This window comes from Mucilaginibacter arboris, assembly GCF_009754915.1.
Taxonomy (GTDB): domain Bacteria; phylum Bacteroidota; class Bacteroidia; order Sphingobacteriales; family Sphingobacteriaceae; genus Mucilaginibacter_A; species Mucilaginibacter_A arboris.
In genome coordinates, this window is sequence record NZ_WPIK01000004.1 from 165,326 (window position 1) to 186,645 (window position 21,320).

Consider the following 21,320-nt stretch of genomic DNA (forward strand, 5'->3'; position numbering starts at 1 on the left):
AAAGAAGTATCTGTTGGATTAAAAAAATCCAATAATCAGGTAAGATTACTGCAAGTTGGCAATTTCAATTTCTTTTATCATTGCCTGAACGTTTACAGGGTGTTGTGTTGCTGTTTTTCTGTAACTTCCATCTTTATTTATAATAATATAAGTAGGATAACCAGTTGATTTAACTTTGTCCATAATATCTTTTGTTAATGCAGGATTGGCCAAAATTTGCATTCCTTCGATTTGAAAATACGCAATCGCTTTTTTCCACTCTTTCTCCCGTCCAACATCAAAATTGGCTATATAAATAAAATTCACATTTTTACCTTTAAAATAAGTCTCTAACTTTAAGGCATTTTTTTCTATTTCCTCTCTGCAAGGCGTGCACCACGTTCCCCACATATCTATCAGCGCAACTTTGCCTTTGGTTAGCGCCAGCACATCCTTAAATGTATTTAGCCGGGTGCCGTTGTTTTTAACAAAAATTGTTGCTTTACTAAAGGTTTGCTGTTGTTTTTTTACCAACTCAGCGATGGTAGGACTAAATCCCTTTACATAGGCACTATGTGGATATTCTTTTTTAAAGTAATTGAATATCGAAACAACGGCCGGATAATCGGCGCGAGAGAATCTATATTTTAATGCGCGGACGTATGCATACTCAGCAGCTTTGCCTGTAAAGTATTTGTCGACAACTTTTTTAGTTATAACGCCCAAATACCAACTCTTATAAGTACTATCGCCTTTGGCAGGATTGGTATGAAACCATTGTTTATAAAACACTGCCGGTTGTTTTTGATATTCAATCTCGAGAGCTTCCGTTTCACGAAACATAAAATTATAAATCAACTCGGTATAATTATAGGCGTTCAATGCCTCATCATTGCTCAGTTTTATAGTTTTGAACAGGCTGTCCTGGATTTTCAGCCATGGTTTTAACTCTTCTTTTGACTTAAAAAGAGTATGATTATGACTAAACTCATAATAATTTGCGGGAGCAAAATATTTTAAGTTAATCATAGCATTTTTGATAAAGGCAGTGGAAGGTTTGTTTGCTTTTATATAATTAGCCAATAGGCCTTTATTCAGCAAATACTGTTTGTTGATCGCAGCAATCACTCGTTCCGGGTTTTTGTCGTTATTAAAAGGTTGCGTATCCATATTGGTTAAGGCAAAAATTTCAGGCTGATTATTATTGCTGCCTTTACCCGTTACTTTAAATTGATTGTTTTTTTGAGCAAAATCTACTGTTAAAAAAAGCTCGTCTCCAGGCGTTAAAAAAAGGCTGTAACGAAAATACCTATCAGATAAATAGAAAATCAAATAAGTTGGCTGATCAATATCAATTGTAAAAGATGCTGATTGATGCGCATCCAATTGAAGTTCGTTTACTTTCTTTTTCGTCAAATCATAAAGCAAGACAGGATCATGTATAAAAATAGATCCTTTAAAATTTTTTATGGTGAAATGTACGGTGGCGTTTTTAGCGAAAGCACTTGTTGAAAAAACAAAGAGCAAAATACAACATGTATAAAATCTTTTCATTGTGATACCTTTTATTATTTACGCAGTAGTTAAACGTTTTTTGAATAAACCTCAATCATTATTATAATAAAGATAAAGTCGTATAACTAATTAAGATAAGGTTGTTTAAACTTTTGGTGCCAATTAAATTTGATCCTACGGCATGCCCAAGTTTAGTGCCATGCTTCTTTTACCGGGTAAAAATTGGTGTTTACATAACCTATAAGGTTTTGAAAACCTTATAGGTCTTTAGTGATTAAATCGATCAAAAAAATAATGGTTAACATTTTTTAGGTGATAAAAGAAGCATCGGCCCTAAAAAAAGAGGGTCAGAAAAAAAGTTTAAACAACTTCGATATATGCTATTTATAAAGATATACAAATAAATAGCTAATACTTCTTTTATCAACTAAATTTTTAATTATAACAAAAAACCCTGCTCCTAATTCAGGAACAGGGTTTCCATACTTCTTTTACCCGTTTAGGGCTTCATATTATTTTTTCAGTATTGCAATTAAAAGGCCACCAAGCGGTATTAAAAGACCCATCCAAAATATGAACATCCATTTAATGATGTCGGCTTTAGTTTCAGCCAAATCTGATTTGCTTGCCATGTGTTCAATTTTACGTTCCACAGCCGATGTAATTGCTTTTTCTTTTGTATCCTCAAAGTAGTTAACTACTTTTTTTAGCGTCTTGTTCTGTAAAATTCCTTTTCAGGATTTCGTATATTTCCAACGTTTCCGTATTCATGTCTAAAAATTTAAAGTTAGTAATTAAATTAATTATAAACCAGCAGGTAATTTAAGAACAAGGCCAGGTCTAAACAAAAAACCCTGTCCGGCAAATGAACAGGGTTTCCATACTTCTTTTATCACTATAAATTATACATCAATCTTGGCGTACTTTGCATTCTTCTCGATAAACTCGCGGCGTGGTGCAACTTCATCTCCCATCAACATAGAAAAAGTATGATCGCAACCGGCAGCATTATCAATGTTAACCTGGCGAAGCGTGCGTGTGCTTGGGTTCATGGTGGTTTCCCATAACTGCTCGGCGTTCATCTCGCCCAAACCTTTGTAACGCTGTACATGCACGCTGTCTTCTTTTCCGCCGCCTTTTAAACGCTGGATAGCAGCATCGCGCTGCGTATCATCCCAGCAATACTGAAATTCCTTACCTTTTTTAACCTGATACAACGGCGGCGCAGCAATATAAACATAACCAAATTCTACCAGTTCTTTCATGTAACGGAAAAAGAAGGTAAGAATGAGGGTTGTAATGTGCGAACCATCCACATCCGCATCCGTCATGATCACGATTTTATGATAACGAAGCTTTGCAAGGTTTAAAGCTTTATCATCTTCCGGCGTTCCGATGCTTACACCAAGCGCTGTAAACATGTTCTTGATCTCTTCGTTTTCGTATATCTTGTATTCCATTGCCTTTTCCACGTTCAGGATTTTACCCCGTAAAGGAAGTATGGCCTGGAAATGCCTGTCACGGCCTTGCTTAGCCGTACCACCCGCAGAGTCTCCCTCAACCAAAAACAGTTCGCATCTTTCCGGATCACTATCGGCACAATCGGCCAGTTTTCCCGGTAAACCTGTTCCGCTCATTACGTTTTTACGCTGTACCATTTCGCGTGCTTTTCGGGCAGCAGAACGGGCAGTAGCCGCCATGATCACTTTATTGACGATCATGCGGGCTTCTCTCGGGTTTTCTTCCAGGTAATTGCCCAAAATTTCGCCAACAGCCATATCAACGGCTCCCATTACCTCGTTGTTGCCTAACTTGGTTTTGGTTTGCCCTTCAAACTGCGGCTCCTGTACTTTTACAGAAATAATTGCAGTTAAGCCTTCCCTAAAGTCATCTCCTGTAATTTCAATTTTTACGTTTTTTAACAAGCCGGATTTATCAGCATAAGCCTTTAAAGTACGGGTTAAACCACGACGAAAACCGGCAACGTGTGTACCACCTTCAATCGTATTGATATTGTTGACATAGGAATGTACATTCTCCGTATAAGTTTCATTGTACTGTAGCGCTAATTCTACCGGAATTCCCTGTTTGTTTCCATCAACATAAATAGGTTCCGGAATGATAGAAGTACGTGTTCCGTCTAAATATTTAACAAATTCTTTTAGGCCGCCTTCAGAATAAAATTCTTCAAAAGGGTGCAAGCCTGTTTCGTCTGTTTCCCGCTCGTCTGTTAATGAAAGGCGGATACCTTTATTCAGATAAGCCAACTCACGCAAACGGGCAGCAATAGTTTCGTATTTATATTCTGTGGTGATGGTAAAAATTTCAGGATCGGGCGTAAAAATAATGGTCGTTCCGCGTTTTTCTGTTTCGCCAATTTCTTTTACCGGATACATCGGCCTGCCTTGCTCGTAATCCTGCGTAAAAATCTTCCCTTCCCGATAAACCAACGCTTTTAAATGGGTAGAAAGTGCATTTACGCAACTTACGCCAACACCGTGCAAACCACCGGAAACTTTATAAGTATCTTTATCAAACTTTCCGCCAGCGTGAAGCACTGTCATTACTACTTCCAGTGCCGAACGTTGTTCTTTTTGGTGAAAGCCGGTTGGGATACCGCGGCCATTATCCGTTACAGAAATGGAATTACCTTCCTGTATCGTTACTTTAATGGTATCACAGTAACCGGCAAGCGCCTCATCAATAGAGTTATCTACAACTTCATAAACTAAATGGTGCAAACCTTTTACCCCGGTATCACCAATATACATGGACGGGCGTTTCCGAACTGCTTCCAAACCTTCCAGGACCTGGATATTATCTGCAGAATAATTGGATCTGTCTTCTAATAATTCTTTTGTTTCACTCATAAATCTGTATCAAACATTAACCTTCAAAAGTACGATTTTTAGCCGATAAAAGAGGCTTTTATTCTCACAAAACGGGTTGTAAATGTGCTAATCAAAACATTAGGATACTTGCAGTTAAAGTTTATCTTTGTCAAAATTTTTTGAAAAAACATGAAAATAACGGTATCCCGATTAACTTTAGGAATAGCTGTTGCCGCAATGGCAGTTGCCTGTAACCAAAAGCCGCAAACTACTAACGCCACTGCTGAAAAAACCCCAGCTACTTCAACATCAGAAAAAGCAGAAATTGTGTATGTAAACTCTGATTCTTTACTTTCTAAATACGATTATTTTAAAGATATGAGCAGCCGCCTGGAAGATAAAGGCAAAAAGGCACAGGTAGATGTTTCCTCTAAAGGACAGGCTTTTCAGCGGGAAGTTGCAGAATACCAAAAAGGCGCAGCTACTTTAAGTGCCGACCAACGTGCTGCAACCGAACAACGTTTGGCACGTAAACAGCAGGAACTGCAAACGTACAACCAGAATGCAAGTGCACAGATACAACAGGAACAGGCATCAGAAAATGCAAAATTATATGATAAGATTGCCGATTTTATGAAAGGTTACGCCAAAGAAAAAGGGTACAAGCTGATTTTAACTTACTCTAAAGCCAACCCAACTGTTTTGTTTGGGGATGAAAGCCTGAACGTTACGAACGATGTGGTTAAAATTTTGAACGACAACTACAAAAAAGAAAAAAAATAGCATTTATACCAATTAGAAAACTTAAGTTTTAACCCCGGCCAGACCGGGGTTTTTTAATGCTAAAAAATGGACGGGCAACAAAATCATGAAAAATTTATGCGGATGGCCATAGAGCTTTCCGAGCAAAATGTAGAACAGCGCCTGGGCGGGCCCTTTGGGGCTGTAATTGTAAAAAACGGAATGGTAGTTGCCCGAAGTGCTAACAGGGTAGTTCCGCAAAAAGACCCGACTGCACATGCAGAAGTTTCTGTAATCCGATTAGCATGCAAAGAATTGGATACCCATAATCTGGAAGGCTGTGTTATTTATACCAGTTGTGAGCCCTGCCCCATGTGCCTCGGCGCCATTTACTGGGCGCACTTAGATAAGATTTATTATGCCAATACAAAAGCTGATGCAGCAGCAATTGCATTTGATGACCAATTTATTTATGAAGAAATTGATCGTCCGCCTGCAGAACGTAAACTGCCCGCCATACAATTACTGCGCGACGAAGCACAAACGGCGTTTAAAAAATGGCAGGCTTCTGATTTAAATATCAGGTATTAATAGAAATATTATCAGACAAATTTTTAGATGCTAAAAGAAGCATCAGATTTATTGTTTAGGCTGATCAAAAAAGCCATCCTGTAAATCATCAATTTCCCGCCGGTCTTTTTTAGTTGGCCGCCCTGCTCCCTGGTCGCGCCGGATCATAGGTGCCTGAAAAACAGATTTGTAACCATAAGTTTGTTCTACAGGCGTTAAATCCTCATAAAACTGAACTGCCGTTTTAGCATCGGTCCGGTTTTCCAGTAAGCCCGTAACTTTTAAAACTTTTTTTTCTATCCCTTTGCTCACCTGGTAGGTTTCCCCGATACGCACTTCGTGCGAGGGCTTTATATTTTGCCCGTCCAGCTTCACCTTGCCGGCCTTGCAGGCATCGGCAGCCAGAGTGCGGGTTTTAAATATCCTGATAGACCACAAATACTTATCAATCCTTAACTTCTCTTTTTCCGGCATATTTTAAATGTATTTGTATTAAAAATGTGAACGTTGCCTGTTGTTAAAAAGTACAATTTATTATGCATTGGCTGTTAGCTATAACTTTTATTTAGCCTTTGTATAAAACCTGTTTAAGTTTTATACAAATTATTTTGAATGCTTCTTTTATCACCTAAAAATAGAGGTGTCCCATATCTTAAAAAACAAACATAAAACCATAAGCTAAAAGAAACAATAAGTTTTTTTGATATTGAAGTTGTTTAAACTTTTTTTGTGGCCTTCTTTTTTTTGGCCGATGCTTCTTTTATCCCTAAAAATGTTGGCCCTTCGCTAAAGACCTATAAGGTTTTGAAAACCTTACAGGTCTTTAGTGATTAAATGTAAACACCAATTTTACCTGGTAAAAGAAGCATGGGCACCAAAGCTGGGCATGCTGAAGGACCAAATTTAAATGGGTACCAAAAAGTTTAAACAATCTCAATCAAAAACAAATAAGTGCGATATTTTTTGAAGCATTACTTCTTTATGTTTTTTTTGTTACAAAAAAAGCAATAGACCTGCTTAAAAAATTATTTTTTTTATAAATTTTGCAATTTTATTAGCTTTTATTAATTTTATAGCAAAATAAGTGTAACCAATTGCACTTGTACAAGTATACCTAAATAACCAATATAGTTAATTTATCAATATTAAAAATCATGAAAAACGCAGTGTTCACTTACAATGACGAACTGATTAAAATATCAGTTAAAAACGAAGTTAAAAATGCTGACATGAGTATTGAAGCCGAGATAATGATTGATGATGAGGAGAATTTTAAAATTTGTAAAAAAGACGGGGTTAGTGTACCCGTAAACAAAAATTGTGTGATAGACCCTGCACTCTTATCACTCATCAATAAGTGCATTTAGCCTTAATTTCAGAGTTGCTCAAACCTATATTGCCCCTTTTTCTGGTCATTTTCAGGTCCGTTTAATCCAGCCCAACTATCCAATTATTTACATTTATTAATAACCTGCTTTTTCTTGCGGCATTAATTGCTTTGTGTTTACTTGTCGAAATTTAAACCTCAATTTTTGTTATGTTTGCCACAGCAGAACATTATTTACGTTGTGCTTGCAATAGATTTAAATCAACACCATAACAAAAAATTAGATAAATACCGATATGTACACAGATGTAAAAAACCTGATTGAAGATGCCTGGATTGACCGTACCCTTTTAGGGTCAAAAGAACATATTATTGCTATAGAAAGCGTTATTGACGATCTGGACAAAGGAAAACTACGCGTTGCAGAATTAATTACCGGCCGCTGGCACATTAACGATTGGGTTAAGAAAGCCGTAATTATGTATTTTCCAATTCGGGAAATGGCGGAAGTTAAAGTTGGCCCTTTTGTGTTTTATGATAAAATGAAACTAAAAACCAACTTTAAAGAAGCTGGTGTTCGGGTTGTACCGCACGGAATTGCACGCTATGGGGCCTATTTAGCAAAAGGCGTTATCATGATGCCTTCTTATGTAAATATTGGTGCTTATGTTGATGAAGGCACAATGGTTGATACCTGGGCAACTGTTGGTTCTTGTGCTCAAATCGGTAAAAACGTACATTTAAGCGGCGGCGTTGGCATTGGCGGTGTTTTGGAACCGATACAAGCGGCTCCGGTTATTATTGAGGATAATTGCTTTATCGGTTCTCGTGCTATTGTGGTGGAAGGTGTGCATTTAGAGCACGAAGTTGTTTTGGGCGCGAACGTAGTTTTAACCGCATCAACCAAAATTATTGATGTAACCAAAGAAACGCCGACAGAATACAAAAGCTTTGTTCCTGCACGTTCTGTTGTAATTCCGGGCTCTTACACTAAAAAATTTCCTGCCGGCGAATATCAGGTTCCTTGTGCTTTAATTATTGGCCGGAGAAAAGAATCAACCGATAAAAAAACATCGTTAAACAACGCATTGCGCGAGCATAACGTAGCGGTTTAATTTTGCTGATGGTTAATAGTTGATGGATAATAGCCAGAAATAGCGATCTAACTATGAACTATTAACCATGAACCTTCAGCCTCTAAAAATTGGTTTTGATGCCAAGCGTGCTTTTCTAAATAAAACCGGTTTGGGTAATTACAGCCGCTCAGCCATTTATGCTTTAGCTGTTTATTTTCCCGAAAACGAATATTATTTATATACGCCAAAAGTTGGGACTGAAATTAGTCCTGACTTTTTGCCTGATTTAAACAATACACGAACTAAACTTCCTGCTGCCAATTTGTTTAAATCTTTTTGGCGAAGTAAAAGTATTGTTAAAGATTTAAAGCGGGACGGTATTCAACTTTATCATGGTTTAAGTCAGGAACTTCCTTTTGGTATCAAAAATTGGGATATAAAAACAGTAGTAACTATCCACGATTTGATCTACTTAAAATATCCTGAATATTTTAGTTTCATCAACAGAAAAATTTACGAATGGAAAGCCAGAACAGCTTGTAAAAATGCAAATCTGATTATCGCAGTAAGCGAACAAACCAAAGCAGATTTAGTGGCGGCGTTTAATCTTTCTCCGCAGAAAATAAAAGTAGTTTACCAGGGCTGTGGTCCAATATTCAGGCAACAAAAAAATGATGCGGTAAAAGAAGCAGTCAAAGCAAAGTATCAATTACCGGGAAAATTTATTTTAAATGTTGGAACGATAGAAACCCGCAAAAATTTACTGTTGGTTGCAAAAGCTTTAAAAAATATCCCCGAAGAAGTTTCCTTAGTTGTAGTTGGCCGACAAACAAAATATGCAAAACAGGTAAAAAATTACCTGGTAAAAGAAGCATTACAAAACCGTGTTTTGTTTTTAACCAATGTGCCTTTTGAAGATTTGACAACTATTTATCAAATGGCAAAAGTGTTTGTTTACCCTTCCAGGTACGAAGGTTTTGGTATTCCGATTGTAGAAGCTTTATGTTCCGGAACGCCGGTAATTGCGGCAACAGGTTCGTGTTTGGAAGAAGCCGGCGGGCCGAACAGTATTTATGTTGATCCGGATGATGCTATTTCTTTGGCAAAACAAATTAATTTAATCTTGCAGGATAATCAGCTTCAATCCAAAATGAAAACAAAAGGCCTGAAATATGCAAAGCAGTTTGAAGAAAAAAATATCGCACAAAATTTAATGAACGTTTACCAGCAAGCGCTAAATTATGCTTAAAGAAGAAGTTGCAAAAGCACTTAAAGTTGTACAGGAAGGCGGCATTATCCTCTATCCTACCGATACGATTTGGGGAATTGGCTGTGATGCCGGCAATACTGAAGCTGTGAAGAAAATTTACGACCTAAAACAGCGCGAAGAAAGTAAAAGCATGATAATTTTGCTGGATAACGATAACAAGCTTTTGAGTTACGTTCGGGAAGTTCCAGATATTGCTTATGATTTAATTGAGTTTGCCGAAAATCCTTTGACGCTTATTTTATCCGGTGCCAAAAATATTTCTCCTGCTTTAATTAATGCTGATGGCAGCGTTGGCATCCGTATCGTAAAACATCCATTTTGTGAGCAATTGATCCAGCGTTTGCGCAAACCTTTGGTTTCTACTTCGGCCAACATCAGCGGAAAAGCTTCTCCAAAAAATTTTATGGATATTGATGCTGAAATTTTGGAAGGCGTAGATTACGTAGTGAACTTAGAACAGCACGAATTGCAGGAAAAAAAGCCCTCAACCATTATGAAACTCGAACCTGATGGCCGTTTTACCTTTATCAGAAAGTAATAATCTTTATTTTTGTGCCTTAAAAACAGCATCCGGTTTAAATCGTGATACTGTTTTTACCACCTAAAAATTGGTATTTGTCCAAAATTTATGCAGCAACACCTACAACATCCGGTATTTAACGTAATCGCAAGCGTTGCTGCAAACCGGCAGGTACAAGCTTTTGTAATTGGAGGTTACGTGCGCGATTTGTTTTTGAAACGTCCTTCTGCTGATATTGATGTGGTAGTTTTAGGCAACGGAATTGCATTTTCAGAAGAAGTTGCCCAAAAACTGAAGGTAAAAGTAGCTGTATTTAAAAACTTTGGCACGGCAAGTTTAAAATATCAAAACCTGGAACTGGAGTTTGTTGGCGCGCGGAAAGAATCTTACCGATTAGAATCGCGCAAGCCGATAGTGGAAGACGGAACTTTGGAAGATGACCAAAACCGGCGCGATTTTACCATCAATGCCATGGCGATTGCTTTAAATAAAGAGAATTTTGGCGAGCTGCTTGATCCTTTTAATGGAATTCAGGATTTGAAAAACAAACTCATCCGGACACCTTTAGATCCGTCGGTTACTTTTTCTGATGATCCATTGCGCATGATGCGTGCTATCCGTTTTGCTTCGCAATTAGGTTTTACCATTGATCCGGCTGCTTTGGAAGCCATCAAAAGCAACCGCGAAAGGATAAAAATTATTTCCGGAGAAAGGATTACAGACGAACTGAATAAAATTATATCTTCTAAAAAACCTTCTGTTGGTTTTACTTATCTTTTTGATACTGGTTTGCTTCAAATCATTTTTCCGCAAATGAGTGCTTTGCAAGGCATTGATTACATCAACGGAAAAGGGCATAAAGATAATTTTTACCATACCTTGCAGGTCCTGGATAACATCGCAGAAAACACAACTGATTTGTGGTTGCGCTGGGCAGCTATTCTTCATGATATTGCCAAACCTGCTACCAAACGTTTTGAACCCGGGCACGGCTGGACTTTTCACGGCCATGAAGACAAAGGCGCGCGCATGGTGCCTAAAATTTTTGCACAGCTCAAACTTCCGATGAACGAAAAGATGAAACTGGTACAGAAATTAGTACAATTGCACATGCGGCCTATTGTGCTGGCACAGGAAATGGTAACAGATTCGGCAGTAAGGCGCTTATTATTTGATGCAGGCGAAGATTTGGAAGGTTTGATGCTGTTGTGCAATGCCGATGTTACCACAAAAAACGAATATAAAATAAAAAAATACCGCAACAACTTTGAGCTGGTTAAACAAAAGCTGAAAGACGTGGAAGAGCGCGACAACATGCGCAACTGGCAACCACCTGTTAGCGGACAAGATATTATGGAAACTTTTGGCATTAATGCCGGCAGAGAAGTTGGTATCATTAAAAATAGTATCAGGGAAGCTATTCTGGAAGGAGAAATTTTTAATTCGAGAACCGAAGCTTTAAAGCTGATGATACAAAAAGGAGAAGATATTGGCTTAAAAGTTGTAGCTAAAATTGAACATAACTAATTACTAATTTACAAATTTACAAATTTATAAGAATGGCAGTTTACAGGTTTAAAGTTGTTTTTGAGGACTATGATGATATTTTCAGGGAAATCGAAATTCAATCTAAACAAACGTTTGAAGATTTGCACCGCGCAATACAACAATCAACCGGTTACAATCCGGAAGCATCCTCTTCATTCTATGTAAGTAACGATTACTGGATCAAAGGCGAAGAAATTGCTTTTATGCCTTCTGCCAAAAAAATTGACCGGGGCGTAGCTTTGATGGAAAAATCAAAACTCAGTAATTTTATTGACGATCCTCACCAAAAATTTTACTATACTTATAATTTCGACCGTCCTTATGATTTCCATATCGAACTGATTAAAATTTTGCTTGATGATGTTACAGGTAAAGTTTATCCGCAAATTGTACGTTCTGTCGGCGACGCACCAAAACCATTAGGCACAACTATACCCGCACCAAGCGCAGCAATTGCAGATGAGGATTTTGACTTTTTGCATGAAGAAGGCTTAAACCCGGAAGACGGCGCAGATTTTTCTGAATTAGGCGAAGAAGAAGCAGAGGAGGATTTAATACCAACGGTTGCGGATGAACCTGATGATGAATTTGACGATGAATTTGCGGATAACGAGCACTTGGAAGATGAAGATTTAAGTGCAAAAGACGATTACTAATTTTCGTGCCATTTTTTATCCGGTAAAAACAGTATGCGTAATTTGTTGAGCGTTTGAAGCTGAATGATCTGAAAAAAGTATTGCTTGTTGTTGCCGGCCCAACTGCTGCAGGCAAAACAGCCTTAGCTATTCAGCTGGCCAAATATTTTAAAACAGAAATATTATCAGCAGATTCGAGGCAGTTTTATAAAGAAATGTCAATCGGCACAGCCAAGCCATCCGCAGAAGAATTGGCTGCTGTGCCGCATCATTTTATTGGTTCCCATTCTATTACAGACCGTTTTTCTGTTGCCGATTTTGAAAAAGCAGCACTTGAAAAATTAGCAGAACTTTATCAAAAACATGATGTTGCCATAATAGTTGGTGGTTCAGGTTTGTATTTGCAGGCTGTTGAGCAGGGATTTGATGAAATACCGGAGGCGGATTTACAGGAAAGGGAACGCTGGAACCAGCTTTACGAGCAACAAGGACTGGAATATTTACAACAGCAACTGAAAATCCTTGATCCGGAATATTATCAAAAGGTTGATGTACAGAATCCGCAGCGCATCATTCGTGCGCTGGAAGTATCATCTTCTACCGGAAAAACATTTTCTTCTTTTCTCACCAAAATAAAAAAAGAGCGTCCTTTTAAGATCATCAAAATTGGTATCAATCCAAACCGGAAAATTTTGTACGATATGATTAACCGCAGGGTTGATCTGATGGTAGAAAATGGTTTGATTGAAGAAGTAAAACAGCTTCTGCCCTATCAACATTTAAACGCTTTAAAAACAGTTGGCTATAAAGAACTTTTTGAAGCTTTTAACAATAATTTGCCGGTAAAAGAAGCATTAGAAAAGATCAAACAGAATACCAGGCATTTTGCCAAACGGCAAATCACCTGGTTTAAAAAAGATGAGGAAATTAAATGGTTTGATTCGGCAGATGTAAAACCAGTTTTGGATTATATTTTACCTTTAATTGGATGATTTTCAGTTTTCCGCTTCTTCGTAAAGCCGCTTATACTGCTCAACAACTTTTTCTTTAGAGAAGCGCTTGACATTTTCAAAACCTTTTTCAATCAGCTTATTTCGTAAAGTTTCATTTTTGATTATTTCTGAAATTCCGTTTCGGATAGCAGTTGCATCAAACGGATTAACCAGTAATGCTGCATCGCCGGCAATTTCAGGCATAGCAGAACAATTGGAAGTAATTACCGGCAAACCACAAGCATTTGCTTCCAAAATTGGCATGCCAAAACCTTCTATGGTAGAAACAAAAGTTAATAAATCTGCATTTGCATATTCCTGATATAAAGCTTGTTCTGTTAAATTTAATTTGTTTATAAAGTCTATTTTAAACTTTTCTAATATGGTTTTTTGTAGTTCGCTTAACTCTCCAACAATAATTAAAGTACAAGGAATACCAGCAATGGCTTCTGCCAAACGATCAATATTTTTGTTAAAAGCTGTACCAATTTGTAAAATACGGGGCAGATCAGCATTAAATTTCCGATCAGGTACCGGTTGATAAGTAGCTGAAATAAAATCAGGAATAACATTTATTTTCTTTGGATCAACAGCAACATAACTTAACAAATCAGTTTTGGTAGCTTCGGAAATAACGGTAACCTGATGCGCAAATTTTACCGGTAACGTAATCCAAAACCACTTTAAAATGCTTCTTTTAATGCCTTTATTTTGGTGCATAAAAGCCAAGTCGTGAATGGTTAAAATGCGGTAATTAAAACAGGCACCCAAAATTGTATAATGCACATCCCCGGTTACATGCACAATTTGATGCCGTAAACGAAGCATCGCGAGTATGTTGATGATACGATTGAAAAAGGAATTGCTGAACCGCGGAAGAATGAACTTGTTTATTTTACAAGATGGATTGGGGGAAGATATAAGTTGATCAAAGATAAACTCAATACTATATGTTAACGGAAATTGCTTGCGATAAATCAGGGTGATATGTTTTTTATATCGCATATTCCATTACATACCTAATTTGATATGATAAAAGAAGCATTGACTTCTACAAAATATAATTTTTATAGCCTTTAGTTAAACATAATCCTTAATGATTTATCTAACTTTAGATATACAATCCAACTCCTCAAAAACAGAATTTTTACTTTTAAATTCATGCACAATTTGTTTCATTACTTTCACAACTTGTAAATCGTCATTGTTTTTGGCATGATTTATTAAATCATAAATCTGACTTTCAATTTCATTAAATAAATACTCCCTTACTTTTCCGATCATGATTTTTTCATGATGGGTAGGCATCGTATTCTCGTTATCATTCAATAACTCTTCAAACAATTTCTCACCCGGCCTTAAACCCGTATATTCAATTTTTATATCCTGGTTAGGAATTAACCCGGCTAACCGTATCATCCGTTTGGCCAATTCAATAATTTTTACAGATTTGCCCATATCAAAAATGTAAATCTCACCACCATTGCCCATACAACCTGCTTCCAAAACTAACCTGCAAGCTTCAGGAATGGTCATAAAATAACGCGTTATTTCCGGATGTGTTACCGTAACCGGTCCGCCCTTTTCTATTTGTTCTTTAAACCTGGGTATAACTGAACCGTTTGAACCCAATACATTTCCAAAACGTGTAGTAATAAACCTGGTAACAGGCCTAGTTTGGTTTAATTTACTTAAACCATTGTTAAAATGGAAATCTTTACTGCTAATTGACTTATTTAATGATTGCACATAAATTTCGGCAATTCTTTTTGATGCACCCATTACGTTCGTAGGGTTTACTGCCTTATCTGTAGAGATCATTACAAACTTTTGCACCCCATGTTTTACAGAAAGGTCTGCTATGGTTTTGGTACCTAGTACATTTGTTTTTATAGCTTCGGAAGCATTGTCTTCCATTAAAGGAACATGCTTATAAGCGGCAGCATGATATACGTAATGAGGCTTGTAAGTTTCAAATAGATGCCGCATCCTATTTTCATCCTTTACATCACCAACAAAGGCATGAAAGTTTGTATTAGCATGTTTGTCTTCAATTTCAAGGTACATATGGTGCAAGGCAGTTTCAGATTGATCACACATGATAATTAACCCTATGTCAAATTTCAATAATTGCCTCACTATTTCACTACCAATAGAACCGGCTGCACCCGTAATTAATATCCTTTTTCCTTTCAATTCATTTTGGATACTGGTTATATCAATTTGAATGGCTTTTCTGTTTAAAAGGTCTTCTATATTAATTTTCTGGATCTGCGTTGGCTGTAACTTTCCGCTTGGCCATACATTGTGTGGTGGAATATTTAATACTTTGATATCGTTTTCCAGACAAATATCCACGATCTTGTTTTTTCGTTCAAGCGGTATGGTATAAGACGCAAAAATAATTTCATCCAGTTCATGCCCTTCAATCAGTGGCAATAAATCATTAGCATCTAAGATTTTAATGCCATCAATGGTCTTTCCTACCTTTCTCTGGTCATCATCCACAAACGCTATAATATTTTTGTTAACCTTATAATCATGGTCAAACGTTCTTTTTGCAGCTACACCAGCTTGCCCTGCACCATAAATAATAACCCTTATCTTATCTAATTTCAGGTTTTTGATATATAAAAAAAAATATTTTACCAGAATCCTGTAGGTAACCATCAATAAAAAGCATAGCAAAGCATTAATAATCAATATACTGTTGGAAATAAAAGGCTGCTTAGTTGTTGCTACTGAAAACATGTTCAGAATAAAAAATGCACCATTGCTAATTAATACGGCAAATAAAATCCTAAAAGAATCCTGCGCACTGGTATATCTGATAATTCCCGAATAGGTTTTTGCAGCAAAAAAAACGATGGTGCTTATAACGGAGATAATTAAGACATTTTGGCTAAACTGTATATAGTTCAGGGCTGATAAATCAAAATTATATTTAATTAGATAAGCACCTGTCATTGACAGTAAGCCAATCAATAAATCGAGCGTGAAAATTATCCAGCGGGGGACTATATTGATTTGGTTGAACAAAGCAGATGAATTCATGTCAAATTGTTATGAAAAACTTCAATCAAGTACAAAATTAACCTTTACATTAAAAAGCAACAATACTTATAATAATTGTTCCTAAAAGTCCTCATTTAAACCTTATAAAAATTTTATTAAATAAGGCGCAAATCACTTTTAAATAAAGTTAACAAAACTACCAATTGCATTTATATAATTATACGTAAAAGCTATACTATTCTGTTACATTAAATAATCTGCGCGGCCCTTCTATAATTAATCTGACCGAAATAAATATCATTGATATAATAAGCAACGATAAAAATAGGCCATAGTTGGACTTAGGTAAACAAATTATTAGTAAAATATTCATTACCAGCTGTACAAGGGCATAAAACGAAGCAACCCATACGTGTGGAATTTTTCGTTCATTAACTAAAAACTGGTAAAAGTGACTTCGATGGGCTTCAAAAATATTTTCTTTCCTAATCAGCCGAAATGCAATAGTAGTAACCGCATCTAATCCGTATAATAAAAGCAGGACAATATAGCTTAGATTTTCTGTCTTAATAATCAACTGCAATAAAAAGAAAAGAATAATAAAAGCCAGGCTTACGCTGCCTACATCTCCGGCAAAGCATTTAGCTTTTGTTCTGAAATTAAAAAAGTTAAAAACCAGTACTGCTAAAATTGCTGTTAGCAAAAAGCCAGGATCTGTAAATTTAGCTACTGAGGCGTTTATATAATATAGTGTAGCTAATGCTACCAAACCGTACCCTCCGGTAATACCGTTTATACCATCCATAAAATTAATGGCGTTGATGGTACCAATTACAAAGATGAAAGATAGAGCAATCCAATAAACCGGGAGCATAAACAACCCGGTCTGGTAAAACAGTAACGCTACAGCTGCTAAGTGAAACAGGATACGAACTTTGCTGCTTAGTTCCTGAATATCATCCATAAAGCTTATAAAACTGATAAGCAGTAATCCGAGCAAAAAATAAGGATAGGTTAAGCCAGCATATAACGAATAGACAAGAAGTGCAAATGCAAAAATAACTCCTCCTCCCCGTATAGTTACCTTTGTATGCGAACTGCGGTGGTTAGGCTTATCAATGATGTTATAATGATTTGCTATTTTAAAATATAGCAATTCTGCTGAAAACAGAATAATTGTACTGATAATAACAATAGGTAAAAGCATAAGTTATACTTTGCTAAAAGAAGCAGCCGTTTTCTGTAAACCTTCTTTTGCAGTTAATGGTAATTCTTTCTGGATTGCTGCTTTTATTTTAGTGTTGCTAACGATGTAACTTTCTGTTAGTTTTCCTAATCTTTCAGTAGTTAAAGGAAGATGGAGAACGTCACCAATCTTTGCAAAGAAGGCAATTAAATTTGTTGGTATATTCCACAGATGTGGTTTTCTATTTAACGAAGCCGCTAATATAGAAACTACTTTGTTGGTAGAAAGCGCTTCATCATCTGCAACCTGGTAAATACCACTTTCGATGTCATCCCTTGAGATCAATTCTTTAATTATAAAGCATAAATTTTCTACGCTTAGAAATGAACGTTTATTTTGAAATCCTGCTAATGGATAAGGAATACCTTTTTTTACAACCTGATAAAGCAAATTTAAATTTCCTTTATTCCCTGGGCCATGGATCATGCAAGGGCGAAGGATATAATAAGATTTACCTTCGGGAAGTGGCTGGTTTTGGATATATTGTTCAGCCATAAGCTTTGATTTGCCATAATCTGTTTTAGGATTTGGAACAACATCTTCAGTCAATACTTGAACTGCCATATCAGCGGCAGCTTTAACAGAACTTACAAAAATGAACTTCTTTGCTTTAGAAGTCAAAAAAGCATTGTACAACTTTTTGGTGAGTTCGAAATTAACCTGGTAGTATTCTTCAGGATTTGAAGTTTTCTTTAAATCGTGGGCTTTACCAGCAAGATGAATTATCATATATATATCATCAAGACTATTTTCCTTAACACCTTTTCTTAAATGCAAGGGAACAATTTTATTTTCTTGCGTATTAAAATATGTTGACAAATTAGATCCTACAAATCCACTAACACCTGTTACAAGAACTTTATTCATTTTTTAAAAAAATATCTTCTAATTTATCCACTAGTATTTCTCTTTCAAAATTAGATTCAAAATAAGCCCTTGCATTTTGTCCAATTTCATCTAACTCTGCAGTTGTTAAATTATAAAACTCAATAACTTTCTCAGCCAATAATTTAGGGTTTTCACTTTCGCTAACTAATCCAGCCTTGGCTTCTTTAATTATTCTTCCCCCTTCTCCATCTAAAGAAGCTAATATTGGTTTGCCGCAGGCTAGATATGATTGTAGTTTCGATGGAATTGTCAGACTAAATATGTAATCTTTTTTTAAGCTAACCAATAAGCAATTGGCACAAGCAAAAAAATCTGGCATTTGCACAACAGGAAATTCTCCCATCAAAAAAAAACACTCTTGTAAGTCAAGTTCTACAATTCTTTTTTCCACAAACTCACGTTTTCTTCCATTACCTAAAATAACCCATTTAATAGCTTTATTTTTTCCTTTTACTAATGCTGCTGCTGCTAAAATTGTCTCAAAATCTTGTGCTTCACCTATGTTACCGGCAAACATAATTTTAAAACCTTCGGGAAGCATTCTTATGTACTCAGGATGTGCTTTTTTTTTTTTAAATATCGCTTCGACAGAATTTGGATAAAAAATTATTTTCTCCGGATTTACACCCTGATTAAAAATAATTTCACGGAAAGCTTCTGATTGTATAAGTATTTTATCGCTTCTCTCATAAATCCAACGTGTAATTTTATCTAAGAAATTTACGACAATCTTATTCTTTATGCCTCCCCCTGCGGTAACACTTTGAGGCCATAAATCCTGTACCCAAAAATATATAGAAGCCTTTTTTTTCCATTTTAACAGCAGAGCAGGAAACCCAACCGTTATTGGTGATGGCTCAAAAACAAATATTCTATCCACCTTACCAGGTAAAAAAAAAGCTTTTATTGAAGCAAATAATGCAAAAGATAAATAATTAATTATCAGTCTAACCTTACCTGCATTGCCTCTTGGAATTAATGAGCTTCTGTGTATTTTGATACCATTCCAAGTTTCAGACTGTTTGTTGAAAAATGAATAATTACTATAAAACCCACTTTTTCCATAGTTCGGCTTACCGGTTAATACCTCAACTATATGTCCTCGTTCTGAGAGTGCTAAAGCAAGGTCATTAATTCTAAAAGTTTCTGGCCAAAAATATTGTGTAACAATTAATATCCGCATTAATAAATTATAAATTGTAAAGAGATGGATGTGTTTCTATCCATAATTTCATTTCATCTATCATAAATTTATAATCTGGTATGGTATAAACAAAGCTTTGATCGGTTTTAATCAAGGATTTATCAACATGATAATCATTGAATTTATCTACTAATACGTTATCTCTTTTAAATGCATTTTTAAATAAAACCAGCAAATCATATTTATTTATCTTATAATTATTAACTAAATGATGAAGCCCTTTTACATTTTGTTCAATAGCAGCGACAATACCTTTAGCTAATTCAATGGTGGTAACACCTGTCCAATAAGCTTCTGAGTATCCTTTAATATTTCCTGACTGTTGCATAAACCAATGAAATAGTCCAATTCCATCCTTTTTAAGTTCAGGGCCAATAATTGAAGTTCTAATTGTTAAATTATTTCCATAATTCAATTCACCAAGAGCTTTTGTTTGCGAATAAAAACCATGTCCATCTTTAATACTATCTTCAGTATATCCGCCTTTCTTTCCATCAAACACACAATCCGTACTTATATGAATTACTTTAAAACCAAGATTACTACCAACTTTAGCCAAGAAGTGCGGCAAATAGCTATTAAGCAAAATTGCTTTATCTGGATGCCTCTCTGCATTTTGATTTAGTATTCCAATACAATTAATTACGATACGGGGAAGTTCTTTTTTTATTACTTCTTCAAGTTTTACAAAGTCAGTAATATCCAATTGGTAATTTGGGACAAAGAAGTCTGTTCCTCGGGCAATATCAACAATACTATAAGATGTGTGTTCTTTTAAATAATAATAGATAACATGTCCCGCCATTCCTTTTGAGCCAATTATCATTATCTTGCTTATTTGTTCCATGTAACCTTATTTATGATGGAAGTATAACTTTGAATTATTCTTACAATTCTATTGGATGTATTTTGTACCGTATATTCAATGGGTAGTTCTATTTTTTCTAATTGCGTACCTTTTACTAAATTAATAGATTGTAAAATTTGCCCTTTGTTTATTCCGCCTAAAACTATTGATCCAGTATCAATTGCTTCTGGACGTTCTGTGCTAGTTCTGATACTTATAGCTGGAAAATTCATCATTGCTGATTCTTCACTTATTGTCCCACTGTCAGACAAAACTATATAGGATTGCTTTTGCAGCATTACATAATCAAAAAAGCCTAAAGGCAATATATTTTTTATAAGTCGGTGAAATTTAATTTCTTTTTCTTTAATCTTTTTTTGAGTACGTGGATGAGTGGAAAAAATGATTGGCATCTTATATGTTTCGGCAACAGCATTTAAGGCATCAACCAAAATATTGAAGTTATCTTTTAAGTCAAGATTTTCTTCCCGGTGTGCACTTACTACAATATATTTGCCATCTTGTAAACCCATCTTTTCTAATACACACGAATTTTGTATGTTATTTGTATATTTAATTAAAACTTCTTTTAGCGGTGAACCTATGACAAACACATGATCTTTTCTAAATCCCTCGCTTAATAAATATCTACGGCTATGTTCAGTATAGGCAAGGTTAATATCGCTAATATGATCTGATATTTTTCTATTAATTTCTTCGGGTACATTTTGATCAAAACATCTATTGCCCGCCTCCATATGAAAAATTGGAATCTTCAATCTTTTAGCAGCAATTGTACTCAATACGCTATTAGTATCTCCTAATACAAGCAAGGCATCTGGCATCTCTGTTTGTAATACTTCGAATGATTTTGCAATTACATTACCAATAGTCTCCCCTAAATTACTTCCGGCAACATTTAAAAAATAATCAGGCTTTCTTAGCTCTAAATCTTCAAAGAATACTTCATTTAACTCGTAATCATAATTTTGTCCTGTATGTATTAAAATATGATTAAAAAACAAATCACATTTTTTAATACACTCAGCTAGTCTAATAATTTCTGGTCTTGTTCCAACTATTGTTGCTACTTTTAATTTCCTCATTTCTATTTTA

19 protein-coding genes are annotated in these 21,320 nt (G+C 35.8%); 9 read left to right on the top strand and 10 right to left on the bottom strand.

The window, feature by feature from the left end; all coding sequences use genetic code 11:
- Positions 1-45: 45 nt before the first annotated feature.
- Together GO621_RS05460 and gyrB are read right to left on the bottom strand one after the other, a co-directional pair.
- Positions 46-1,149 carry a TlpA family protein disulfide reductase gene (locus tag GO621_RS05460; protein WP_198170144.1) on the bottom strand — a complete coding sequence of 368 codons (1,104 nt, stop codon included), beginning with the start codon at positions 1,147-1,149 and terminating at the stop codon, positions 46-48.
- A 1,247-nt stretch (positions 1,150-2,396) separates the two neighbouring features.
- Positions 2,397-4,364 (bottom strand): DNA topoisomerase (ATP-hydrolyzing) subunit B, encoded by a 1,968-nt coding sequence (gene gyrB / locus GO621_RS05465; RefSeq protein ID WP_157564948.1) that lies wholly within the window; start codon positions 4,362-4,364, stop codon positions 2,397-2,399.
- Positions 4,365-4,514: 150 nt separating this feature from the next.
- Here gyrB and GO621_RS05470 point away from each other — a divergent pair, with 150 nt between their 5' ends.
- Positions 4,515-5,108, top strand: a complete 594-nt coding sequence (locus GO621_RS05470) for an OmpH family outer membrane protein (RefSeq protein ID WP_157564949.1) — start codon at positions 4,515-4,517, stop codon at positions 5,106-5,108.
- 66 nt (positions 5,109-5,174) lie between these two features.
- Positions 5,175-5,657 (top strand): nucleoside deaminase, encoded by a 483-nt coding sequence (locus GO621_RS05475; protein ID WP_157564951.1) that lies wholly within the window; start codon positions 5,175-5,177, stop codon positions 5,655-5,657.
- 48 nt (positions 5,658-5,705) lie between these two features.
- Here the strand turns inward: GO621_RS05475 and GO621_RS05480 are convergent, their stop codons facing one another.
- Positions 5,706-6,110 carry an RNA-binding S4 domain-containing protein gene (locus GO621_RS05480; RefSeq protein WP_157564953.1) on the bottom strand — a complete coding sequence of 135 codons (405 nt, stop codon included), beginning with the start codon at positions 6,108-6,110 and terminating at the stop codon, positions 5,706-5,708.
- Positions 6,111-6,790: 680 nt separating this feature from the next.
- Between GO621_RS05480 and GO621_RS05485 the strand changes: the two genes are divergently transcribed.
- From GO621_RS05485 to miaA, 7 genes are all read left to right on the top strand, one after another.
- Positions 6,791-7,003 carry a hypothetical protein gene (locus GO621_RS05485; protein WP_157564954.1) on the top strand — a complete coding sequence of 71 codons (213 nt, stop codon included), beginning with the start codon at positions 6,791-6,793 and terminating at the stop codon, positions 7,001-7,003.
- 256 nt (positions 7,004-7,259) lie between these two features.
- Positions 7,260-8,078 (top strand): 2,3,4,5-tetrahydropyridine-2,6-dicarboxylate N-succinyltransferase, encoded by an 819-nt coding sequence (locus tag GO621_RS05490; protein ID WP_157564956.1) that lies wholly within the window; start codon positions 7,260-7,262, stop codon positions 8,076-8,078.
- Positions 8,079-8,145: 67 nt separating this feature from the next.
- Positions 8,146-9,288 (top strand): glycosyltransferase family 4 protein, encoded by a 1,143-nt coding sequence (locus GO621_RS05495; RefSeq protein ID WP_157564958.1) that lies wholly within the window; start codon positions 8,146-8,148, stop codon positions 9,286-9,288.
- Positions 9,281-9,847, top strand: a complete 567-nt coding sequence (locus GO621_RS05500) for an L-threonylcarbamoyladenylate synthase (RefSeq protein WP_157564960.1) — start codon at positions 9,281-9,283, stop codon at positions 9,845-9,847. The genes GO621_RS05495 and GO621_RS05500 overlap by 8 nt, the downstream gene beginning before the upstream one ends.
- Positions 9,848-9,937: 90 nt before the next feature.
- Positions 9,938-11,356 carry a CCA tRNA nucleotidyltransferase gene (locus tag GO621_RS05505; protein ID WP_157564962.1) on the top strand — a complete coding sequence of 473 codons (1,419 nt, stop codon included), beginning with the start codon at positions 9,938-9,940 and terminating at the stop codon, positions 11,354-11,356.
- Positions 11,357-11,388: 32 nt separating this feature from the next.
- Positions 11,389-12,033, top strand: coding sequence for an IS1096 element passenger TnpR family protein (locus tag GO621_RS05510; protein WP_157564963.1), 645 nt, complete (start codon positions 11,389-11,391; stop codon positions 12,031-12,033).
- A 53-nt stretch (positions 12,034-12,086) separates the two neighbouring features.
- Positions 12,087-13,004, top strand: coding sequence for a tRNA (adenosine(37)-N6)-dimethylallyltransferase MiaA (gene miaA, locus GO621_RS05515; protein ID WP_317163391.1), 918 nt, complete (start codon positions 12,087-12,089; stop codon positions 13,002-13,004).
- Positions 13,005-13,007: 3 nt separating this feature from the next.
- Here the strand turns inward: miaA and GO621_RS05520 are convergent, their stop codons facing one another.
- The 7 genes from GO621_RS05520 to wecB form a co-directional block, all read right to left on the bottom strand.
- Entirely contained in the window at positions 13,008-14,009 is a 1,002-nt protein-coding gene (locus GO621_RS05520) for a glycosyltransferase family 4 protein (RefSeq protein ID WP_157564965.1), read from the bottom strand.
- A 96-nt stretch (positions 14,010-14,105) separates the two neighbouring features.
- On the bottom strand, positions 14,106-16,058 hold the full coding sequence (locus tag GO621_RS05525; protein ID WP_157564967.1) for a polysaccharide biosynthesis protein: 1,953 nt from the start codon (positions 16,056-16,058) through the stop codon (positions 14,106-14,108).
- Between the two features lie 196 nt (positions 16,059-16,254).
- The gene (locus GO621_RS05530; RefSeq protein WP_157564968.1) at positions 16,255-17,226 is read right to left on the bottom strand and encodes an MraY family glycosyltransferase; all 972 of its coding nucleotides are present in this window, start codon (positions 17,224-17,226) and stop codon (positions 16,255-16,257) included.
- Between the two features lie 3 nt (positions 17,227-17,229).
- The gene (locus tag GO621_RS05535; protein WP_157564970.1) at positions 17,230-18,132 is read right to left on the bottom strand and encodes an NAD-dependent epimerase/dehydratase family protein; all 903 of its coding nucleotides are present in this window, start codon (positions 18,130-18,132) and stop codon (positions 17,230-17,232) included.
- Entirely contained in the window at positions 18,125-19,336 is a 1,212-nt protein-coding gene (locus tag GO621_RS05540) for a glycosyltransferase family 4 protein (protein ID WP_157564971.1), read from the bottom strand. The genes GO621_RS05535 and GO621_RS05540 overlap by 8 nt, the downstream gene beginning before the upstream one ends.
- A gap of 7 nt (positions 19,337-19,343) precedes the next feature.
- Positions 19,344-20,204, bottom strand: coding sequence for a dTDP-4-dehydrorhamnose reductase family protein (locus tag GO621_RS05545; RefSeq protein WP_157564973.1), 861 nt, complete (start codon positions 20,202-20,204; stop codon positions 19,344-19,346).
- A complete protein-coding gene (wecB, locus tag GO621_RS05550; RefSeq protein ID WP_157564975.1) occupies positions 20,192-21,310 on the bottom strand; it encodes a non-hydrolyzing UDP-N-acetylglucosamine 2-epimerase in 1,119 nt (372 codons plus the stop codon). Before wecB ends, GO621_RS05545 begins: the two co-directional genes overlap by 13 nt.
- Between the last annotated feature and the right edge of the window lie 10 nt (positions 21,311-21,320).

What these genes read in the sequence shown, in the direction of transcription:
- GO621_RS05460 (WP_198170144.1), bottom strand. Translation starts at nt 1,149, where the DNA reads ATGGATACGCAACCTTTTAATAACGACAAAAACCCGGAACGAGTGATT.
- gyrB (WP_157564948.1), bottom strand. Translation starts at nt 4,364, where the DNA reads ATGAGTGAAACAAAAGAATTATTAGAAGACAGATCCAATTATTCTGCA.
- GO621_RS05470 (WP_157564949.1), top strand. Translation starts at nt 4,515, where the DNA reads ATGAAAATAACGGTATCCCGATTAACTTTAGGAATAGCTGTTGCCGCA.
- GO621_RS05475 (WP_157564951.1), top strand. Translation starts at nt 5,175, where the DNA reads ATGGACGGGCAACAAAATCATGAAAAATTTATGCGGATGGCCATAGAG.
- GO621_RS05480 (WP_157564953.1), bottom strand. Translation starts at nt 6,110, where the DNA reads ATGCCGGAAAAAGAGAAGTTAAGGATTGATAAGTATTTGTGGTCTATC.
- GO621_RS05485 (WP_157564954.1), top strand. Translation starts at nt 6,791, where the DNA reads ATGAAAAACGCAGTGTTCACTTACAATGACGAACTGATTAAAATATCA.
- GO621_RS05490 (WP_157564956.1), top strand. Translation starts at nt 7,260, where the DNA reads ATGTACACAGATGTAAAAAACCTGATTGAAGATGCCTGGATTGACCGT.
- GO621_RS05495 (WP_157564958.1), top strand. Translation starts at nt 8,146, where the DNA reads ATGAACCTTCAGCCTCTAAAAATTGGTTTTGATGCCAAGCGTGCTTTT.
- GO621_RS05500 (WP_157564960.1), top strand. Translation starts at nt 9,281, where the DNA reads ATGCTTAAAGAAGAAGTTGCAAAAGCACTTAAAGTTGTACAGGAAGGC.
- GO621_RS05505 (WP_157564962.1), top strand. Translation starts at nt 9,938, where the DNA reads ATGCAGCAACACCTACAACATCCGGTATTTAACGTAATCGCAAGCGTT.
- GO621_RS05510 (WP_157564963.1), top strand. Translation starts at nt 11,389, where the DNA reads ATGGCAGTTTACAGGTTTAAAGTTGTTTTTGAGGACTATGATGATATT.
- GO621_RS05520 (WP_157564965.1), bottom strand. Translation starts at nt 14,009, where the DNA reads ATGCGATATAAAAAACATATCACCCTGATTTATCGCAAGCAATTTCCG.
- GO621_RS05525 (WP_157564967.1), bottom strand. Translation starts at nt 16,058, where the DNA reads ATGAATTCATCTGCTTTGTTCAACCAAATCAATATAGTCCCCCGCTGG.
- GO621_RS05530 (WP_157564968.1), bottom strand. Translation starts at nt 17,226, where the DNA reads ATGCTTTTACCTATTGTTATTATCAGTACAATTATTCTGTTTTCAGCA.
- GO621_RS05535 (WP_157564970.1), bottom strand. Translation starts at nt 18,132, where the DNA reads ATGAATAAAGTTCTTGTAACAGGTGTTAGTGGATTTGTAGGATCTAAT.
- GO621_RS05540 (WP_157564971.1), bottom strand. Translation starts at nt 19,336, where the DNA reads ATGCGGATATTAATTGTTACACAATATTTTTGGCCAGAAACTTTTAGA.
- GO621_RS05545 (WP_157564973.1), bottom strand. Translation starts at nt 20,204, where the DNA reads ATGGAACAAATAAGCAAGATAATGATAATTGGCTCAAAAGGAATGGCG.
- wecB (WP_157564975.1), bottom strand. Translation starts at nt 21,310, where the DNA reads ATGAGGAAATTAAAAGTAGCAACAATAGTTGGAACAAGACCAGAAATT.